A 15447-nucleotide genomic window follows, 5' to 3' on the forward strand; every position below is an offset into this window, starting at 1 on the left:
CGGGCCGTGCTGTCGGAGCCTGCCGTCCCTTCATCCCTTCTCCCTTCCCCCGCCGCGGCGCGCGGCGAGCAGCAGGGCGATGTCGTCGGGCCGGTCGGCGGTGTGGCGCATCGACGCGGTGAGCCGGTCGGCCACCGTCGCCAGGAAACGCCCCTCGCGACGGGTGGCGGTCGCCCCCGCCCTGGCCAGGGCCACCCGCAGGGCGCCGATGCCGTCGTCGATGTCCAGGCCCTGCCGTTCCACCAGCCCGTCGGTGTACAGCGCGAGGATCGCGCCGGGGTCCATCCGCAGTTCCGTCACGGGGTACCGGGCGTGACCGACGACGCCGAGCACCACACCGACCGGTGTGTCCACCACCTCCGTACGCCCGTCGGGGTGGCGCAGCAGCGGCGGCGGATGCCCGGCCCGCCCGATGCGGGCCAGGCCGCTCACCGGATCGAGCCATACATAGCAGCAACTGGCGAACTGGCCCGGGTCGAGCTCGATCAGCAGCCGGTTGGTGCCGCTCAGCACCTCGTCGGGAGGCCGGTCGTCCAGCGCGAACGCCCGCACCGCGCTGCGCAGCTGGCCCATCGTCGCCGCGGCCTGCACACCGTGTCCCTGCACGTCGCCGATCACCAGAGCCACCCCGTCACCGGTCTCGATGACGTCGTACCAGTCCCCGCCCACGTCCATGCCCTCGGTCCCCGGCAGATACCGGCCCGCGGTCTCCAGCAGCGGGTGCACCGACAGCCGGCGCGGGAGCAGGGCGCGCTGGAGCCCGCGGGCGAGCGCGGCTTCGGTGTCGTAGCGCTGCGCCTTCTCCATGGCGTGCGCGATCAGCCCGGCGAGCGCTGTCAGCACGGTGCGCTCCTCCGCGGTGAAACTGCGGGGCACGTCGAAACCGAGGATGCAGGAGCCGACCGGGCGCCCCGAGGCGATCAGGGGCAGGAAGGCACGGGCCCCCTCGGACGCGTCCAGGGCCATGCCCGGATAGGCGGCGGAGAGCTGCTCCATGGAGTCGAAGAACAGCGGCTGGCCCGTGGTCAGCGTCTCCACCCCGGGCAGCGCCGCATCCAGGGTCACCCCGTCGAAGGGCGCGAGGAAGCCCTCCGGGAAGCCGTTCTCCCAGGCCAGGTACAGATGCCGGTCCTGGAGCAGGTAGATGGCGAGCCGGCGGCTGCCGAAGGCGGGCAGCAGCTCCTGCATGACCACCGCGGACACCTGGCGCGCGGTCACCGCCTCGGTCAGCGCGATCGCGAGGGTGATGGGCCGGTACAACGGGGACGAGGGCAGCGCATAGGCCGGCTGCGGTCCCAGGACCGCCGACGTGGCCATCGGGGGCACGACCGGGCCGTCCGCCGGCGGGACGGACGGCTGGGCCGGTCCGGGCGCCGCATCGGGCACCGCGGTGCCGTCCTGCGGGTGGGTGCCGTCGTTCGGGACGGCGGCGCCGAGCGGGACGGTGCCGTCCTGCGGGACGGCGGTGTCCGGCGGGACGGCGGTGTCCGGCGGCGAAGGACCGCGGGCGTGGGCCGACGGAACGGCCGCGCCCGGCGGCGGTCCGGGGGCGTGCGTCGAAGCCGTGTCCGGCGGCGGCGCCGGAGCGTCCGCCATCCGGTTGACCGGTACGACCGTACAGGTCAGGACGTCGGGACCGGGGCGCACGGACAGCGCGAGCCAGTTGCCCTCGTACGGCTGAGGACCCGGCTCGGGCGGTCTGCGCACATGGAAGAACACCGGTTCCGGGGCCAGCAGCGCCGCCCGCAGATGGTCCTCGCACACCGGCTGCTGCAACCATGGCACGGCCTCCCACAGCGGCTGCCCCACGAGCCGCTCCCGGCTCACACCCAGCAGATGCGCGGCCCGCGGATTGGCGTACACGGCGATCCCCAGCCGGTCCAGACAGAACACGCCCTGCGGCAGCAGCTCGGCCGCCGTGTCGGCCACCGGGTCCGCCTCCAGCACCACACCCGCCACCAGGCGCGCACCGGAGGCCGGCCGCAGGTCCACCAGCCGCAGCGCGCCGTGCGTGACCCGCACCGGCAGCGGACGGGCGGGCGCCCGCCCCTGGGCCGCCTGGCGCAGCAGCGCCAGCAGCCGCAGCGCGTCACCGCGGTCCACGGCCCGCGCCAGCGCCCCCGCCGGGCCGGGCAGGTCCTCCGCCGTCAGTTCCAGCAGCGTCCGTGCCCCGTCGTCGGCGGTCACCAGGTCGGCCACCGGATCCCAGGTGAACCGTCCCACCCTGGCCGTTCCCAGCCGGGCGGACGGAGGCCGCAGACACACCGGGTCGTCGTTCCAGAGCGCGGGGGAACCGGATCTCTCCAGCGCGATCAGCCGTTTGATCAGCCCGTCCGCCAGGCCCGCCAGCCGGTCGCGTTCGGGCAGCAGCTCGGCGATGTCCGCGCCGGACGCACGCAGCACGGTCAGGACGCCGACGGGGGCCGTCCCCATCGTGAGCGGCAGATTGATCGAGGCGAGCGGGAAGGGCAGCAGCGCCGCGAACTGGGGGTAGCGGCGCATCGTCTCCGTGGCGTTCGGCAGGATCACCTGCACGCCGGAGCGGAACACGTCCGAGACCGGGAACCGGCGGTCCACGTGCACCCGCCACCACGGCCGGAACAGCGGACCGGGCAGCCCCGCCAGCACCGCGAGCCGCAGCACGTTGGGCACGTCCGAGGGCAGATACAGACCCGCGACGGTCCCGCGGACCGTGCTGATCGCCTCGGCCGCGACCTCGGTGAGCAGCCCGGCCAACCGGCCCGGCGTCCCGCTCCCGCTCTCGGCGATCCCACTCATCGGCCTTTACCTCGTCGGTGCCCCGCCGCGCTGGCGACAAAGCCAGAATGCGCCCTCACGGTGCGCAGGCGCACCCGGACGGACGGCCCGGCTTCGGTCCTGGCCGGGGCCACGCGTCGCCGTGGGTCATCGGCCGAGGGCCGAGCGTGCCACGCCCAGGGCCTGTTCGGCGTAACCGCGGCCGAACAGCACGGCGTGCACGAGCAGCGGGAAGAGCTGGTGCAGCCCGACGCGTCCGGCCCAGCCGTCCGCGAGCGGCGCCGCCCCCTGGTACGCCTCCAGTACGACGTCCAGGTACGGGCAGCCGAACAGGCGCAGCATCGCCAGATCCGTCTCGCGGTGCCCGCCGTGGGCGGCGGGATCGATGACCCAGGGCTCACCGCCGGCGCCCCACAGCACATTGCCGTTCCACAGATCGCCGTGCAGCCGGGCGGGTGGTTCCGGCGGCCCCGCGAGCACGGGAAGCCGCTCGCACAGCGCCTCGAACACCCGTGCCTCGGCAGGGCGGACCGTGCCGGCGTCGGCCGCCCGGCGCACGTACGGCAGCACCCGCTGCTCCGCGTACCAGCGGGGCCAGTCCCCGGCCCGGTCGCCGCCCCGGTCGCCGCCCCGGTCGTCGTCCGGCGCGTCGTCCGGGCCTGCGGCCGGGCCGTTGTGCATCGGGGCCGCGCCGATGTACGCGTCCCGCGGCCCGCCGGGCGGCGGCGCGCCGAAAGCGGGGGCTCCCGCCGAGTGCAGGGCCGCCAGGCCCCCGCCGAGCCGGACCGCGGCCTCCCGGGTGGCCCGGCCGGCCGGTACGCGCTCGGTGACCAGCCAGTCCCCGTCCTCGCCGTGGATCCGGGGCACCCTGAGCGCGCCCGGCGCGGCCAGCCACCGCAGCCCGGCCGCCTCCGCCCGCACGGCGTCCCGGCCCTCGCCCCGCTTCACCATCACGACCCGGCCGTCGTCGAGCACGGCCTCGGAGAGCGCCCCCGTGACTCCGCGCACGCCGGCCACCGCCCGCCCGGTCAGCCGCGCGGCGGCGTCCCCCGGGCCGTCGCCGGACCTGCCGGCGCGGTTGCTCACGCGGCCGTCCTCTCGGACACCCCGTGTCCCCACGGGCGGGACGACGGACACGGCTCACGGTCGGCGCGACGGCACATGCCGATCAGCGTACGGCGACCGTGTGCGGGGATCCGGGATCCGTGTGCAGGGATCCGTGTGCGGGGATCCGGGAGTCGGCGCCCGGGACCGGACGGCTCCGGACGGCGGGCGGCGCGGCGGCGGGCGCGGGGGCGGGGGCGGGCGGCTGGTGGGCGACGCCCGTGTGCGAACCGCTGGTGGCAGCGGCCCGTGCGCAGGTGGCAGGTGGCAGGTGGCAGGTGGCAGGTGGCAGGTGGCAGGTGGCGGTGGGCGGCCTGTGCGTGGACGGCCGGTGGCGGTGGACGGTGCCCGCATACGGGCGGCCGGTGCAGGCGACGGTGAACGACAGACCCGTGCGGACGACGGCGACGAACGGTCGAACCGTATCGCCGTTCGGAACGAACTGCCTTGAGGCAAGCGGGCTTTGGCAGGATGCTCGCAGGGCGACACCGCTGCGCCGCACGGTCCGCCGCACCCCGATCCGCCCCCGGAACTGGAGCCCGATCCGTGCGAAGACCGCTGCTCTATCTCGACGTCGACGGTCCGCTCAACCCCTACGCGGCCAAACCCGAGCGCCGCCCCGACGGCTACACGACGCACCGTATGGCTCCCGAGGGATGGCTCGCCCGCCAGCCCGCCGAGACAGGGCCCCGGGTACGTCCCCTGCGGGTGTGGCTCAACCCGGAACACGGCTCGCGGCTGCGCGGGCTGAGCGAGCTGTACGACCTGGTGTGGGCCACCACCTGGGGCAGGGACGCCAACAGCCTGATAGCCCCCGTCCTCGGACTGCCCGAACTGCCGGTCGTGGACTGGCCGGACATGTTCGGACCGGGCCCCGACGGCACCTTCTGGAAGACCCGTCATGTCCTCGACCACGCCGGGGGCCGGCCGTTCGCCTGGGTGGACGACGAGCTCGGTGACGCCGACCGTCTCTTCGTGGAGGCGCACCACCCGGGCAGCGCCCTCCTGCACCGTGTCGACGCCCGCCACGGTCTGCGCCCCGCCGACTTCGCCACGCTGACGGCCTTCGCCCAGGCCCTGACCGGCTCACCCGACACCCCCGACACCCCAGGCCCACCCGGCCACCCAGGCCCACCCGGCTGACCTCCTTGTCCGGCCCACCGAACACCCCACAGCGTTACCGCGCCGTTCACGCACCCGTCGGCGACCCGACCCCGCCCGTCAGCCGCCCCCGGACAAGGTCGAGGCCGTCCGAGAACCCGCCTGGAAAGGAAGAACCGTGACGACGCGTCAGACACTGCTGGCCGCAACGTGCACGCTGGGAGTGGTGCTGGCCGCTGCCACCACCGTGCCGGCGCAGGCCGCCTCCCTGCCTGTCGTGCACCCGCGCGCCGAGACCTCCGCCCTCCACGACGACGAGGCGGGCGGCAACGCCAACGCCGACGACCCGGCCATCTGGCGCAACCCCGCCGCCCCGGGCCGCAGCCTGGTCATCGCCACGGCCAAGGAGGGCGGTCTGCGCGTCTACGGCCTCGACGCGCGGGAGATCCAGTCGGTGGCGGCCCCCGCGGGACCCGGCGAGGACGACGCCCCCGGCCGCTTCAACAACGTCGACCTGGTACACGGTATGCGCCTGTCCGGTGGCCGTGCCGACCTGGCCGTGGTCAGCGACCGCGGCAACGACCGGCTGCGGATCTACCGCATCGACCGCGACCGCCCGGGCGGCCCCCTCACCGACGTCACCGACCCGGCCGCGCGGCCCGTCTTCTCCGCCGACCAGGCCGAGATCAACGACCAGCGCACCGTCTACGGTCTGGCCGCCTGGACCGACAAGGCCACCGGGAGGTCCTACACCCTGGTCAGCCGCCGCAACGAGACCCGGCTCGCCCTGCTGGAACTCACCGCCGGGCCGCGCGGCACCGTCGGCCACCGCACCGTGCGCACCCTGGACCTGCCGTCCTCCTTCCGGCTGCCCGACGGCACCTCCTGGACCCCCTGCGGCGAGCCCGACGAACGGCCGCAGGTCGAGGGCATGGTCGTGGACCCGGCCGACGGCACCCTGTACGCCGGACAGGAGGACGTCGGCATCTGGCGTCTGCGCGCCGATCTGACCGGCCGCCCCGAACTCGTCGACAAGGTCCGCGAGTACGGCGTCCCCGCCACCTACGACGAGGAGACGGAGGAGTGCACCCCCGGTGCCGACCCCGGCTACGGCGGTGAGCACCTGACGGCCGACGTCGAGGGCCTGACGCTCCTCACCGAACCGGACGGCGACGGTCATCTGCTCGCCTCCAGCCAGGGCGACGACACCTTCGCCGCCTACGACCGCGAGCGCGACGACGACAACGAGTACGAGGCGGGCTTCCGCGTCGGCGCCGCCTCGGCCGCCCTGGACGGCTCCGAGGCGTGCGACGGCGCCGCCGTCCTCGACGCCCCGCTGGGGAGCCGCTATCCGGGGGGTCTCCTCGTCGTCCAGGACGGTCAGGAGACTCCCGCCGACGGCGACCGGGAGAGCACCGGCTTCAAGTTCGTCGACCTGCGTGACGTCAAGGACGTCCTGGACGACTGACACCCCGCCGCAGGAGGGCGGGGCCCCGGCGCGGGCCGGGCCCCGGATCAGGTCTCCCGCAGCGGCGCGTAGACCTCGGCGTCCAGACCGAAGGTCCAGGCGACGCCCTCTCTCGCCGTCCGGGTCGCCGGTGGCACGCGCAGCCAGTACGTGCGGTGCGTGCCGTCCGGCTCCGGCGTGGAGTTGAGGACCTCCACCATCACCACCGGCTCGTCGCCCACCAGGTCGATGCGCCACAGCGTGCCCGTGTCGTCCCCGTGGACGGGGCGGGCACCGGAGTCGTCCAGGTACCGGTCGTAGCCGTAGTGCTCCAGCATCACCCGGCGCAGCTCGGCGTTCTCCTCGTCGCGGATCCGCTCGGGCGTCAGCGCGGCCAGCTCGCCCAGGAAGTCCGCGGGCACCGGCATGCCCCGCCAGGCGTACAGGGCGAACCCGTCAGGGAAGGCGAGGGCCGGCCCGTCCCCGCGGTCGAGGCGGCCCGCCTCGTCCCGGTGCAGGGCGTCGGGCCGTTCGCACACCACCGCCACCTTCTCGAACGGCCACCACCAGCCGGCGCTGCGGCACACCCGGGCCAGTCCGTCCAGCGGGGCCCGGTCGGTGGGGAACGCGGCGAGCCACGGCGCGTCGTGCTGCCCGAGCACGGCGTCCAGCAGGATCAGCCGGGTCCCGGACTCCGCGGCCCGGTCCTGCCCGGCCAGTTCCTCCAGCACGCCCCGCCGGACCCGGTCCACCAGGGCCTGTGTGGTGCCCCAGAGCCGCTCCCCGGTCGCCGCCCAGTGCGCCGACCAGCCCGCCGGGCCCAGCTCCGCGAGCATCCGGGCCCGTTCCCGTGCCCAGGGAGCCGTGCGGACCGCTTCCCTGACACCGGCTCCCGCGTCGGTCAGCGCGCGCACCAGCTCGACGCCCTCGCGCGGGGAACGGGCCCACACGATCCGTTCCGGCTCTGCGAGCCCCGCCCGCCGGTAGGCCAGCCGGACGCCCTCCTCGGCCTCGGCGCGGTCGGCGGGCAGCGCCGCCGCGGCGCACTCCCGCCAGGGGCGCAGCCCGTCCGCGCCGAGGCCGTCGCCTCGCGGCGCGTTCCCCGCGCGACCGCTTTCCGCGGCCCCGTCCGCCGCGGCCCCGTGCTGCGGCGCCGGGCCGTCCGCCGCCACCCCGCCTGTCGTCACCTCGCCCATCGTCCCCACCCCACCCACCGTCGCGGTCACCCCGCCCGTCGCGGTCACCCCGCCCATCGTCCCCGTCCCGCCCCTCGTCCCCGTCCCGGTCATGTCCCCGGCCTCCACCACGTCCGCCCCCGTCGTCTCCCGCACGTCCACGTCCGCCGGAGCTCTCAGTCCGCCACGATCCGTACCGACCCCGGCACGTACTCCCGCTGCCGGATCACCCGGAACCAGCCCTTGGGCAGCACGATCGCCGCGTGCTCCTCGTGCACGACCCGCCCGCCCTCCGGCAGATGCAGCAGCATCGGCCCCGACGGCCCCGGTTCCCGCACCAGTTCGCCCGGGCCCACGACCGCGTGCGCATGGCCGGTCACCTCGCCCAGGGCCAGCACCAGCCGCCCCCGGCCGTCGCGCGGCTCCCGGGGCGCCCCGCCCACATGCGGCGGCACCGCCTCCGCCGTCACGGGCACGATCAGCACGTCTCCCTGCCGGAACATGGCTCTCCCCTCAAGCCGGACGAACAGCCCTGCGAACAGCCCGGCGCACGGCGCACCGGCCACGAGATCGACAGTACGAGCCACCACTGACAACGGCCCCGGCCCGCCGCCCCGCCGACCGGCGCTGTCGGTGACGGTTGATACAACTGCTGGCACACCACGGACCGCGGATCCACACGTCAGGAGCAGCGCGCATGAGCATCGGCCACCACCTGCAGGAGCTGTACGGCCTGCCCGCGTTCACGTTCCCCGGCCCCGGCGAGAAGGCGCCGCAGCTTCCCGCGGCGGACACCGTGGCCTGGCGGATCGCAGCGGACGTGTACGACGCCGAGGAGGAGTGGGAGTCGGCCTTCGCCCGGTTCTCCGCACAGGTCGACACCACCGGGGTCCGCGCCCTGATCGTCGGCGCCTGGTCGGAGGCGTACGACTCCGGCTCCGACGGTGTCGTGAACACGCTGCTCGCCGCCCGCGACCGGCTGCCCGCCCTGCGGGCGCTGTTCCTCGGCGACATGGTCGGGGAGGAGTGCGAGATCTCCTGGATCAACCAGAGCGATGTCACCGGCCTGCTGACCGGCTTCCCGGAGCTGGAGGAGTTCGGGGTGCGCGGCGGGACCGGCCTGGGGCTGAGCGGCGTCACCCACAGCCGGCTGCGGCGGCTGACCGCCGAGACCGGCGGCCTGCCCGCCGGCTTCGTGCGCGGCGTCGGCGCCAGCGACCTGCCCGCGCTGGAGCACCTGGACCTGTGGCTCGGCACCTCGGAGTACGGGTCGGACACCGAGGTGTCCGACCTGGAGCCCCTGCTGTCCGGCACCCGCCTGCCGCGGCTGCGCCACCTCGCGCTGCGCAACAGCGAGATCCAGGACGAGATCGCCGCGGCCGTCGCCGCCGCTCCGGTGGTCGCCCGGCTGGAGTCGCTGGACCTGTCCATGGGCGTCCTCACCGACGACGGCGCCGCCGCGCTGCTCGGCGGGCAGCCGCTCACCCATCTCACGTCGCTCGACCTGCGCCACAACTACCTCAGCGACCCCCTGCGGCAGCGTCTGCGCGACACCCTCGAAGCCGCGGGCGTCCGGCTGGACGTCGACCCGGACGACGCCGACCAGGACGAGGAAGACGACGGCACGGTCTGGCGGTTCGTCGCGGTGGGGGAGTGAGCCGGCCGTGCCGATCTTCCGGCCGAGGCATCCGGAGGACTTCCACGGCCTGAATGACGGCCCGGAGCCGGGCACGGCGCCGCGCGGCGACGAAGGCCCGCGTCGTCCGGCCACGGCGCACCGCGACGGCGGCCCCGCCCGTCTCGTCGTCGTCGGCAACCCCGAGAACCGCCGGGTCACCTTGTTCACCGACGCCGTGCGCGCGGCCGGGCTGCCCGCCCCCCGGGTGGTGCCCTGGATCCGGGTGCTGCGCGAAGGAGGTGCCGACTTCGCGCCGGGCGAGACCGTACGCCTCGACTCGCCCGGCGAGAACCCGGACGTCGACCGGCGCTGGCGCGGCACCGGCGACCCCACCCGGGTCGAGGGATCGGCCCGCTGGTACGCCGGTTTCATGGCGGCCGTGCGCGGTCTGCGCGGCGGCGCCCGGCTCGACGACCCGGACGAGCTGGCCGTGCTGTTCGACAAACGGCACTGCCACGGCGTGCTGCGCACGGCCGGTGTCCCGGTGCCGTTCTCGCCCACCTCAGGCCGGGCCGCGGCCTCGGTGCGCGGCTGGGACGACGTACGCGCCCTGATGCGAGAGCACCGGATGCCCCGGCTGTTCGTGAAGCTCGCGCACGGCTCGTCCGCCTCCGGCGTCCTCGCCGTCGAGTCGGCCGGCGACGGCCGCATCAGAGCCACCACCTCCGTCGAGCTCGCCCCGGACGGCACCCTCTTCAACTCGCTGAAGGTCCGCCGCTACGAACGGGAGCGGGACATCGCGGCGATCGTCGACACCCTCGCCCCCGACGGACTGCACCTGGAGCGCTGGCTGCCCAAGGCATCCCAGCACGGCCGCGCCGCCGACCTCCGGGTCGTCGTGGTGGACGGCCGCGCCACCCACGCGGTGGTGCGCACCAGCACCTCGCCCATGACCAACCTCCACCTCGGCGGCAGCAGGGGCGACCTCGCCCTCGCACGGCAGGACGTCGAGGCGGCCGGAGCCCGCTGGGCCGACGTCCTTCAGGTGTGCGAGCGGGCCGCGGCCTGCTTCCCGCGCACCCTGTGCGTGGGCGTCGACCTGCTGCCCGCCACGGGCTGGCGCCGGGTCGCGGTCGGCGAGGTCAACGCCTTCGGGGACCTGCTGCCCCGTCTGACCGGCCTGCCCGGCAGCGGAGCCGAGGGCCTCGACACGTACGCCGCGCAGGTGGCCGCCCTCGTCCGCCGCGCACCGCACCACCCGCACAGAACGGAACCCGCCCATGACGGCGCCTGAACAGACGCCTCGGGCCGACGCGTCGCTCGACATGAACGAGATCGTCGGCAGCCACGACCTGCTCCTGGTCACCCTCGACACCCTGCGCCACGACGTCGCCGCCGAACTCGCCGAGGCGGGCCGCATCCCGCACCTCGCCCGGCATCTGCCGGGCGGCCGCTGGGAGAAGCGGCATGCGCCGGGCAGCTTCACCTACGCCTCCCACCAGGCGATGTTCGCCGGCTTCCTGCCCACGCCCGCCGCTCCCGGCCGTCATCCGCGGCTGTTCGCCGCGAGCTTCGCGGGCAGCGAGACCACCGCCGGGCGCACCTATGTGTACGACACCCCCGACATCGTCTCCGCCCTCGCCGCGGACGGCTACCGCACGGTCTGCATCGGCGGGGTCGGCTTCTTCAACAAGCAGGGCCCGCTCGGCTCGGTGCTGCCCGGGCTGTTCCAGGAGTCCCACTGGGAGCCGGAGTTCGGCGTGACCTCGCCCACCTCCTTCGAGGCCCAGGTCGCCCGCGCCGAGGAGGTCGTCCGCCGGCTCCCGCACGACCGACGGCTGTTCCTGTTCGTCAACGTGTCCGCCCTGCACCAGCCCAACTGGTTCCATCTGCCCGGCGCCACCCGCGAGGCGGGCGACTCCCGGCAGACGCACGCCGCCGCCCTGGAGTACGTCGACCGGCACATCGGCAGGCTCTTCGCGGCCGTCAGCAGCAGACGGCCCGCCTTCGCCGTCGTGTGCTCCGACCACGGCACCGCCTACGGCGACGACGGCTACACCGGCCACCGCATCGGCCACGAGTCCGTGTGGACCGTGCCCTACGCCCACTTCCTCCTCGAAGGGCCCGAAAGGCCCGAGGGAGCCGAGGCGTCCGAGGCGTCCGAACCGCTCGGGGCGGGGGCGCGGCGATGAACACCCCCGTGCGCCCCTACCAGAACTACGTCTACGCCTATCCGCACAAGACCGCCTACCGGAAGCTGTCCGACCGCCCCCTGCTGCGCACCGAGTGGGCCACGGAGCCGAAGGACGCGCTCTCCCTCTATCTGCACATCCCGTTCTGCGAGGTGCGCTGCGGCTTCTGCAACCTCTTCACCCGCATCGGCGCCCCGGACGGACTGACCGGTGCCTATCTCGACGCCCTCGACCGGCAGGCGACCGCCGTGCGGGAAGCCCTCGGAGAGAGGGAGCCCGTCCGGTTCGCCACCGCGGCCTTCGGCGGCGGCACCCCCACCTTCCTCACGGCCGCCGAGCTGGAACGGCTGTGCGACATCGCCGAGCATCGCATGGGCGCCGATCTGAGGGCCGTACCGCTGTCGGTGGAGGCGTCGCCCGCCACCGCCACCGCCGACCGGCTCGCCGTCCTGGCCGGACGCGGCACCACCCGGCTCAGCCTCGGTGTGCAGAGCTTCGACGACGCCGAGGCCAGGTCCGCCGTACGCCCGCAGCGCCGCGCCGATGTCGAGGCCGCGCTCGGCCGTGTCCGTGACGCCCGCATCCCGGTGCTCAACATCGACCTGATCTACGGCATCGACGGCCAGACCGACGCCGGCTGGCTGAGGTCCCTGGACGCCGCACTCGCCTGGCGGCCCGAGGAGCTCTACCTCTACCCGCTCTACATCCGCCCGCTGACCGGCCTCGGACGCCGTGCCGCGGACGCCGACCCGGCCTGGGACGAGCAGCGTCTGCGCCTGTACCGGCTGGGCCGCGACCACCTGCTCGCGCACGGCTACGCACAGCAGTCCATGCGCATGTTCCGCCGCGCCGACGCACCGCCCCAGGGCGCCGACGACTACGCCTGCCAGACCGACGGCATGATCGGCCTGGGCTGCGGCGCCCGCTCCTACACGGCCGGACTGCACTACTCGTTCGACTACGCGGTCGGCATGCACGAGATACGCGGCATCATCGACGACTACACGGCCCGCCCGGCCGCCGACTTCGCGCACGCCGAGTACGGCCGCCGCATGGACGCGGACGAGGCCCGGCGGCGGCATCTGGTGCAGTCGCTGCTCCAGGCCGAGGGGCTGCGGACCGCCGACTACCGGGCCCGCTTCGGGCGGCTGCCCGCGGACGACTTCGGACCCGAGCTGGAGCGGTTCGCGGGCCGGGGCTGGCTGACGGAGACCGGCGACGGCGTGCTGCGGCTCACCCCGGAGGGCCTCGCGCACTCCGACGCCATCGGACCCGAGCTGTTCTCCCCGGCCGTACGCGCCGCGATGGACGCCTACGAGCGGAAGTGAGCACCCGTCATGGACCTGACCCTGCTGTACCGCGGGCCGCTGTCGTCCTGCGACTACGACTGCCCGTACTGCCCGTTCGCCAAGCGGCGCGACACCCCCGAGCAGCTGCGCACGGACCGGGACTGCCTGGAGCGGTTCGCCGGCTGGGCGGCCGGACAGAGCGGTGACCGTCTCTCGGTGCTGTTCACGCCCTGGGGCGAGGGCCTGGTCCGCTCCTGGTACCGGCGTGCCCTCACCGAACTGTCCCGCCTCCCGCACATCGCCCGGGTGGCGATCCAGACCAATCTGAGCTGCCGCACCGACTGGCTCGCCGACGCCGACCGCGGCACCCTCGCCCTGTGGTGCACCTACCATCCGGGGCAGACGCCGTACGACCGCTTCCTGGCCAAGTGCCGTGAACTGACCGCCGAGGGCGTCCGCTTCAGCGTCGGCGTCGTCGGGCTGCCCGGTCACCTGGAGCACGCCCGCAGGCTGCGCGCCGACCTGCCCGAGCAGGTGTACCTGTGGGTGAACGCCGCCGAGGGGCACCTCTACGACGACGCGGAGGCACGCCGGTGGACGGACCTGGACCCGCTCTTCCCGTACAGCCGCCACCCCCACACCAGTGCGGGACTGCCCTGCCGCACGGGCGAGTCGGTGATCTCCGTGGACGGCGACGGCACGGTCCGCCGCTGCCACTTCGTCCGCGCCGAGCTCGGCAACCTCTACGACGGCTCGTACCGCGAGGCCCTGCGTCCGCGCGCGTGCCCGCTGGCCGTGTGCGACTGCCACATCGGCTACGTACATCTGGAGACGCTGCCGCTGTACGACGTGTTCGCGGGCGGTGTGCTGGAGCGCATCCCGGCCCGCGCACCGGATCGTGTCCCGGTGCCCGTCGCCTTCGGCACCTCACCTTAGTCGCATCCAGATGTATTCAACTATGTGAGTATCATGAGGTGCCCGCGGCGGCCGAGGACGAGAGAAGGCACCCCATGACCTACACGCGCTACGTCGCCCTGGGAGACAGCCAGACCGAGGGGGTCGGCGACGGCGACGACCTCACCGGGCTGCGCGGCTGGGCGGACCGCCTCGCCGAGCGGCTCGCCGTCCACGACCCCGCCCTGCGGTACGCCAACCTCGCCGTCCGCGGCCGCCTGGCCGGCCAGGTCCGTGCCGAGCAGCTCGCCCCCGCGCTCGCCCTGCGCCCGGACCTGGCCACCGTCGTCGCCGGAGTCAACGACCTGCTGCGCCCCCGCTTCGACATCGACGAGGTGGCCGGACATCTGGAGGCGATGTTCGCCGCGCTCACCGCACAGGGTGCCCAGGTGGCGACGCTCACGGTCCCCGACCCGTCCCGGATGTCGCCCCTCGCCCGCCGTCTCGCCCCGCGAGTGGCGCTTCTCAACGACCGGGTCCGCGAGGCCGCCCGCCGTCACGGCGTCGTTGTCGCCGAGACCGCCGACCACCCGGTCGTCACCGATCCCCGGCTGTGGAGCCCCGACCGGCTGCACGCCGGTCCGCTCGGGCACGACCGTATCGCCGCCGCCATGGCGTACGCCCTGGACCTGCCCGGCAGCGACACCGCCTGGGCCGACCCGCTGCCGGTGGCGGCCCCCGCTCCCGCCGGCTGGCGGGCCCTCGGTGCCGAGGCGCGCTGGACCGCCTCCTTCCTCGGCCCCTGGATCGGCCGCCGGCTGCGCGGCCGCTCCTCGGGCGACGGCCGGACCGCGAAGCGCCCGGAGCTGCTGCCCGTCACGGCCGGCTGATCCGCCGGCCCGTCCCGTCCCGGTTGCGTCCGGCCGGGGCCGCGGGGCAGGGTTCGGGCGTGGCCACCTTGCTGATCGTCCATCACACGCCCTCGCCGCACTGCCAGGCGATGCTCGAAGCCGTCGTGTCCGGTGCGACCGCGCCGGAGATCGAGGGGGTGAAGGTCGTACGGCGGGCGGCGTTGTCCGCGACGGCGCCGGACGTGCTCGGGGCCGACGCGTATCTGCTGGGGACCCCGGCGAACCTCGGCTACATGTCCGGCGCGCTCAAGCACTTCTTCGACCAGGTCTACTATCCCTGCCTCGACGAGACCCGGGGCCGCCCCTTCGGCTACTACGTGCACGGCGGCAACGACGTCACCGGTGCCGTGCGGAGCGTCGAGTCCGTCACCACCGGGCTCGGCTGGCGCCGCGCGGCGGACGCCGTCACGGTGACCGGAGAACCCTCCAGGACGGACCTCGAGGCATGCTGGGAACTGGGCGCCACGGTCGCCGCGGGCCTCATGTCCTAGGGTGAGCCCATGTACACGACCCGGATGTCCCGGTATGTCGGCGCTCCGCCCGAGTCCGTCTACCGGGCGCTCGTGGACGCGGACGCGATCGCCCGCTGGCGGGTGCCGGACGGGATGACCGCCCGGGTGCACGAGTTCGACGCACGGGAGGGCGGCCGGTTCCGGGTGTCGCTCACCTACGGACGCCCCGGCGCCGAAGGCAAGTCCGGCGCGCGCACCGACACGTACCACGGCCGGTTCCTGCGGCTCGTGCCGGACCGGACGGTCGTGGAGGAGCTGGAGTTCGAGACCGGCGACCCGGCCCTGCGCGGCACGATGACCCTGACGACCACGCTCACCGCCAAGAACGGCGGGACCGAGGTCGTCATGCTGCACGAGGGCGTCCCGGACGGTGTGCCGCGCGCCGACAACGAGACCGGAACCCGGATGGCCCTGGCCGCTCTCGCCCTGCTCGTCGAGGCTCCCTGA

The 15447-nt window shown here is 74.7% G+C and carries 14 protein-coding genes; 10 read left to right on the forward strand and 4 right to left on the reverse strand.

The genetic code is table 11. The features are described 5' to 3' along the window. Positions 1 to 30 precede the first annotated feature (30 nt). Positions 31 to 2778: a SpoIIE family protein phosphatase gene (locus tag ACIQGV_RS08395; RefSeq protein WP_402492280.1), complete on the reverse strand. Its 2748-nt coding sequence runs from the start codon at positions 2776 to 2778 to the stop codon at positions 31 to 33. Between the two features lie 126 nt (positions 2779 to 2904). After that, entirely contained in the window at positions 2905 to 3843 is a 939-nt protein-coding gene (locus tag ACIQGV_RS08400; protein ID WP_402492283.1) for a fructosamine kinase family protein, read from the reverse strand. Between the two features lie 564 nt (positions 3844 to 4407). Between ACIQGV_RS08400 and ACIQGV_RS08405 the strand changes: the two genes are divergently transcribed. Both ACIQGV_RS08405 and ACIQGV_RS08410 read left to right on the forward strand, forming a co-directional pair. Further along, positions 4408 to 5004, forward strand: a complete 597-nt coding sequence (locus tag ACIQGV_RS08405; protein WP_402492286.1) for a hypothetical protein — start codon at positions 4408 to 4410, stop codon at positions 5002 to 5004. A 136-nt stretch (positions 5005 to 5140) separates the two neighbouring features. After that, a complete protein-coding gene (locus ACIQGV_RS08410; protein WP_402492289.1) occupies positions 5141 to 6430 on the forward strand; it encodes a phytase in 1290 nt (429 codons plus the stop codon). A gap of 47 nt (positions 6431 to 6477) precedes the next feature. Here ACIQGV_RS08410 and ACIQGV_RS08415 read toward each other — a convergent pair whose 3' ends face one another. Next, positions 6478 to 7740, reverse strand: coding sequence for a DUF6745 domain-containing protein (locus tag ACIQGV_RS08415; protein ID WP_402492292.1), 1263 nt, complete (start codon positions 7738 to 7740; stop codon positions 6478 to 6480). A gap of 20 nt (positions 7741 to 7760) precedes the next feature. Next, on the reverse strand, positions 7761 to 8087 hold the full coding sequence (locus tag ACIQGV_RS08420; RefSeq protein ID WP_402492295.1) for a hypothetical protein: 327 nt from the start codon (positions 8085 to 8087) through the stop codon (positions 7761 to 7763). A gap of 194 nt (positions 8088 to 8281) precedes the next feature. Here ACIQGV_RS08420 and ACIQGV_RS08425 point away from each other — a divergent pair, with 194 nt between their 5' ends. The 8 genes from ACIQGV_RS08425 to ACIQGV_RS08460 all read left to right on the forward strand — a co-directional run bounded on the left by ACIQGV_RS08425 (position 8282) and on the right by ACIQGV_RS08460 (position 15447). Next, a complete protein-coding gene (locus tag ACIQGV_RS08425; protein WP_402492298.1) occupies positions 8282 to 9241 on the forward strand; it encodes an STM4015 family protein in 960 nt (319 codons plus the stop codon). 7 nt (positions 9242 to 9248) lie between these two features. Continuing rightward, a complete protein-coding gene (locus tag ACIQGV_RS08430; protein ID WP_402492301.1) occupies positions 9249 to 10496 on the forward strand; it encodes an STM4014 family protein in 1248 nt (415 codons plus the stop codon). Between the two features lie 31 nt (positions 10497 to 10527). Continuing rightward, positions 10528 to 11394 carry an STM4013/SEN3800 family hydrolase gene (locus tag ACIQGV_RS08435; protein ID WP_402492425.1) on the forward strand — a complete coding sequence of 289 codons (867 nt, stop codon included), beginning with the start codon at positions 10528 to 10530 and terminating at the stop codon, positions 11392 to 11394. Then, positions 11391 to 12722, forward strand: coding sequence for an STM4012 family radical SAM protein (locus tag ACIQGV_RS08440; RefSeq protein ID WP_402492303.1), 1332 nt, complete (start codon positions 11391 to 11393; stop codon positions 12720 to 12722). Before ACIQGV_RS08435 ends, ACIQGV_RS08440 begins: the two co-directional genes overlap by 4 nt. A 9-nt stretch (positions 12723 to 12731) precedes the next feature. After that, positions 12732 to 13619 (forward strand): STM4011 family radical SAM protein, encoded by an 888-nt coding sequence (locus tag ACIQGV_RS08445; RefSeq protein ID WP_402492304.1) that lies wholly within the window; start codon positions 12732 to 12734, stop codon positions 13617 to 13619. Positions 13620 to 13693: 74 nt separating this feature from the next. Next, entirely contained in the window at positions 13694 to 14467 is a 774-nt protein-coding gene (locus ACIQGV_RS08450; protein WP_402492305.1) for an SGNH/GDSL hydrolase family protein, read from the forward strand. A 59-nt stretch (positions 14468 to 14526) separates the two neighbouring features. After that, positions 14527 to 14979: a flavodoxin family protein gene (locus ACIQGV_RS08455; RefSeq protein WP_402492307.1), complete on the forward strand. Its 453-nt coding sequence runs from the start codon at positions 14527 to 14529 to the stop codon at positions 14977 to 14979. A 9-nt stretch (positions 14980 to 14988) separates the two neighbouring features. Next, positions 14989 to 15447 (forward strand): SRPBCC domain-containing protein, encoded by a 459-nt coding sequence (locus tag ACIQGV_RS08460; RefSeq protein WP_402492309.1) that lies wholly within the window; start codon positions 14989 to 14991, stop codon positions 15445 to 15447.

It is taken from the genome of Streptomyces sp. NPDC093094 (assembly GCF_044754345.1).
Taxonomy (GTDB): Bacteria; Actinomycetota; Actinomycetes; order Streptomycetales; family Streptomycetaceae; genus Streptomyces.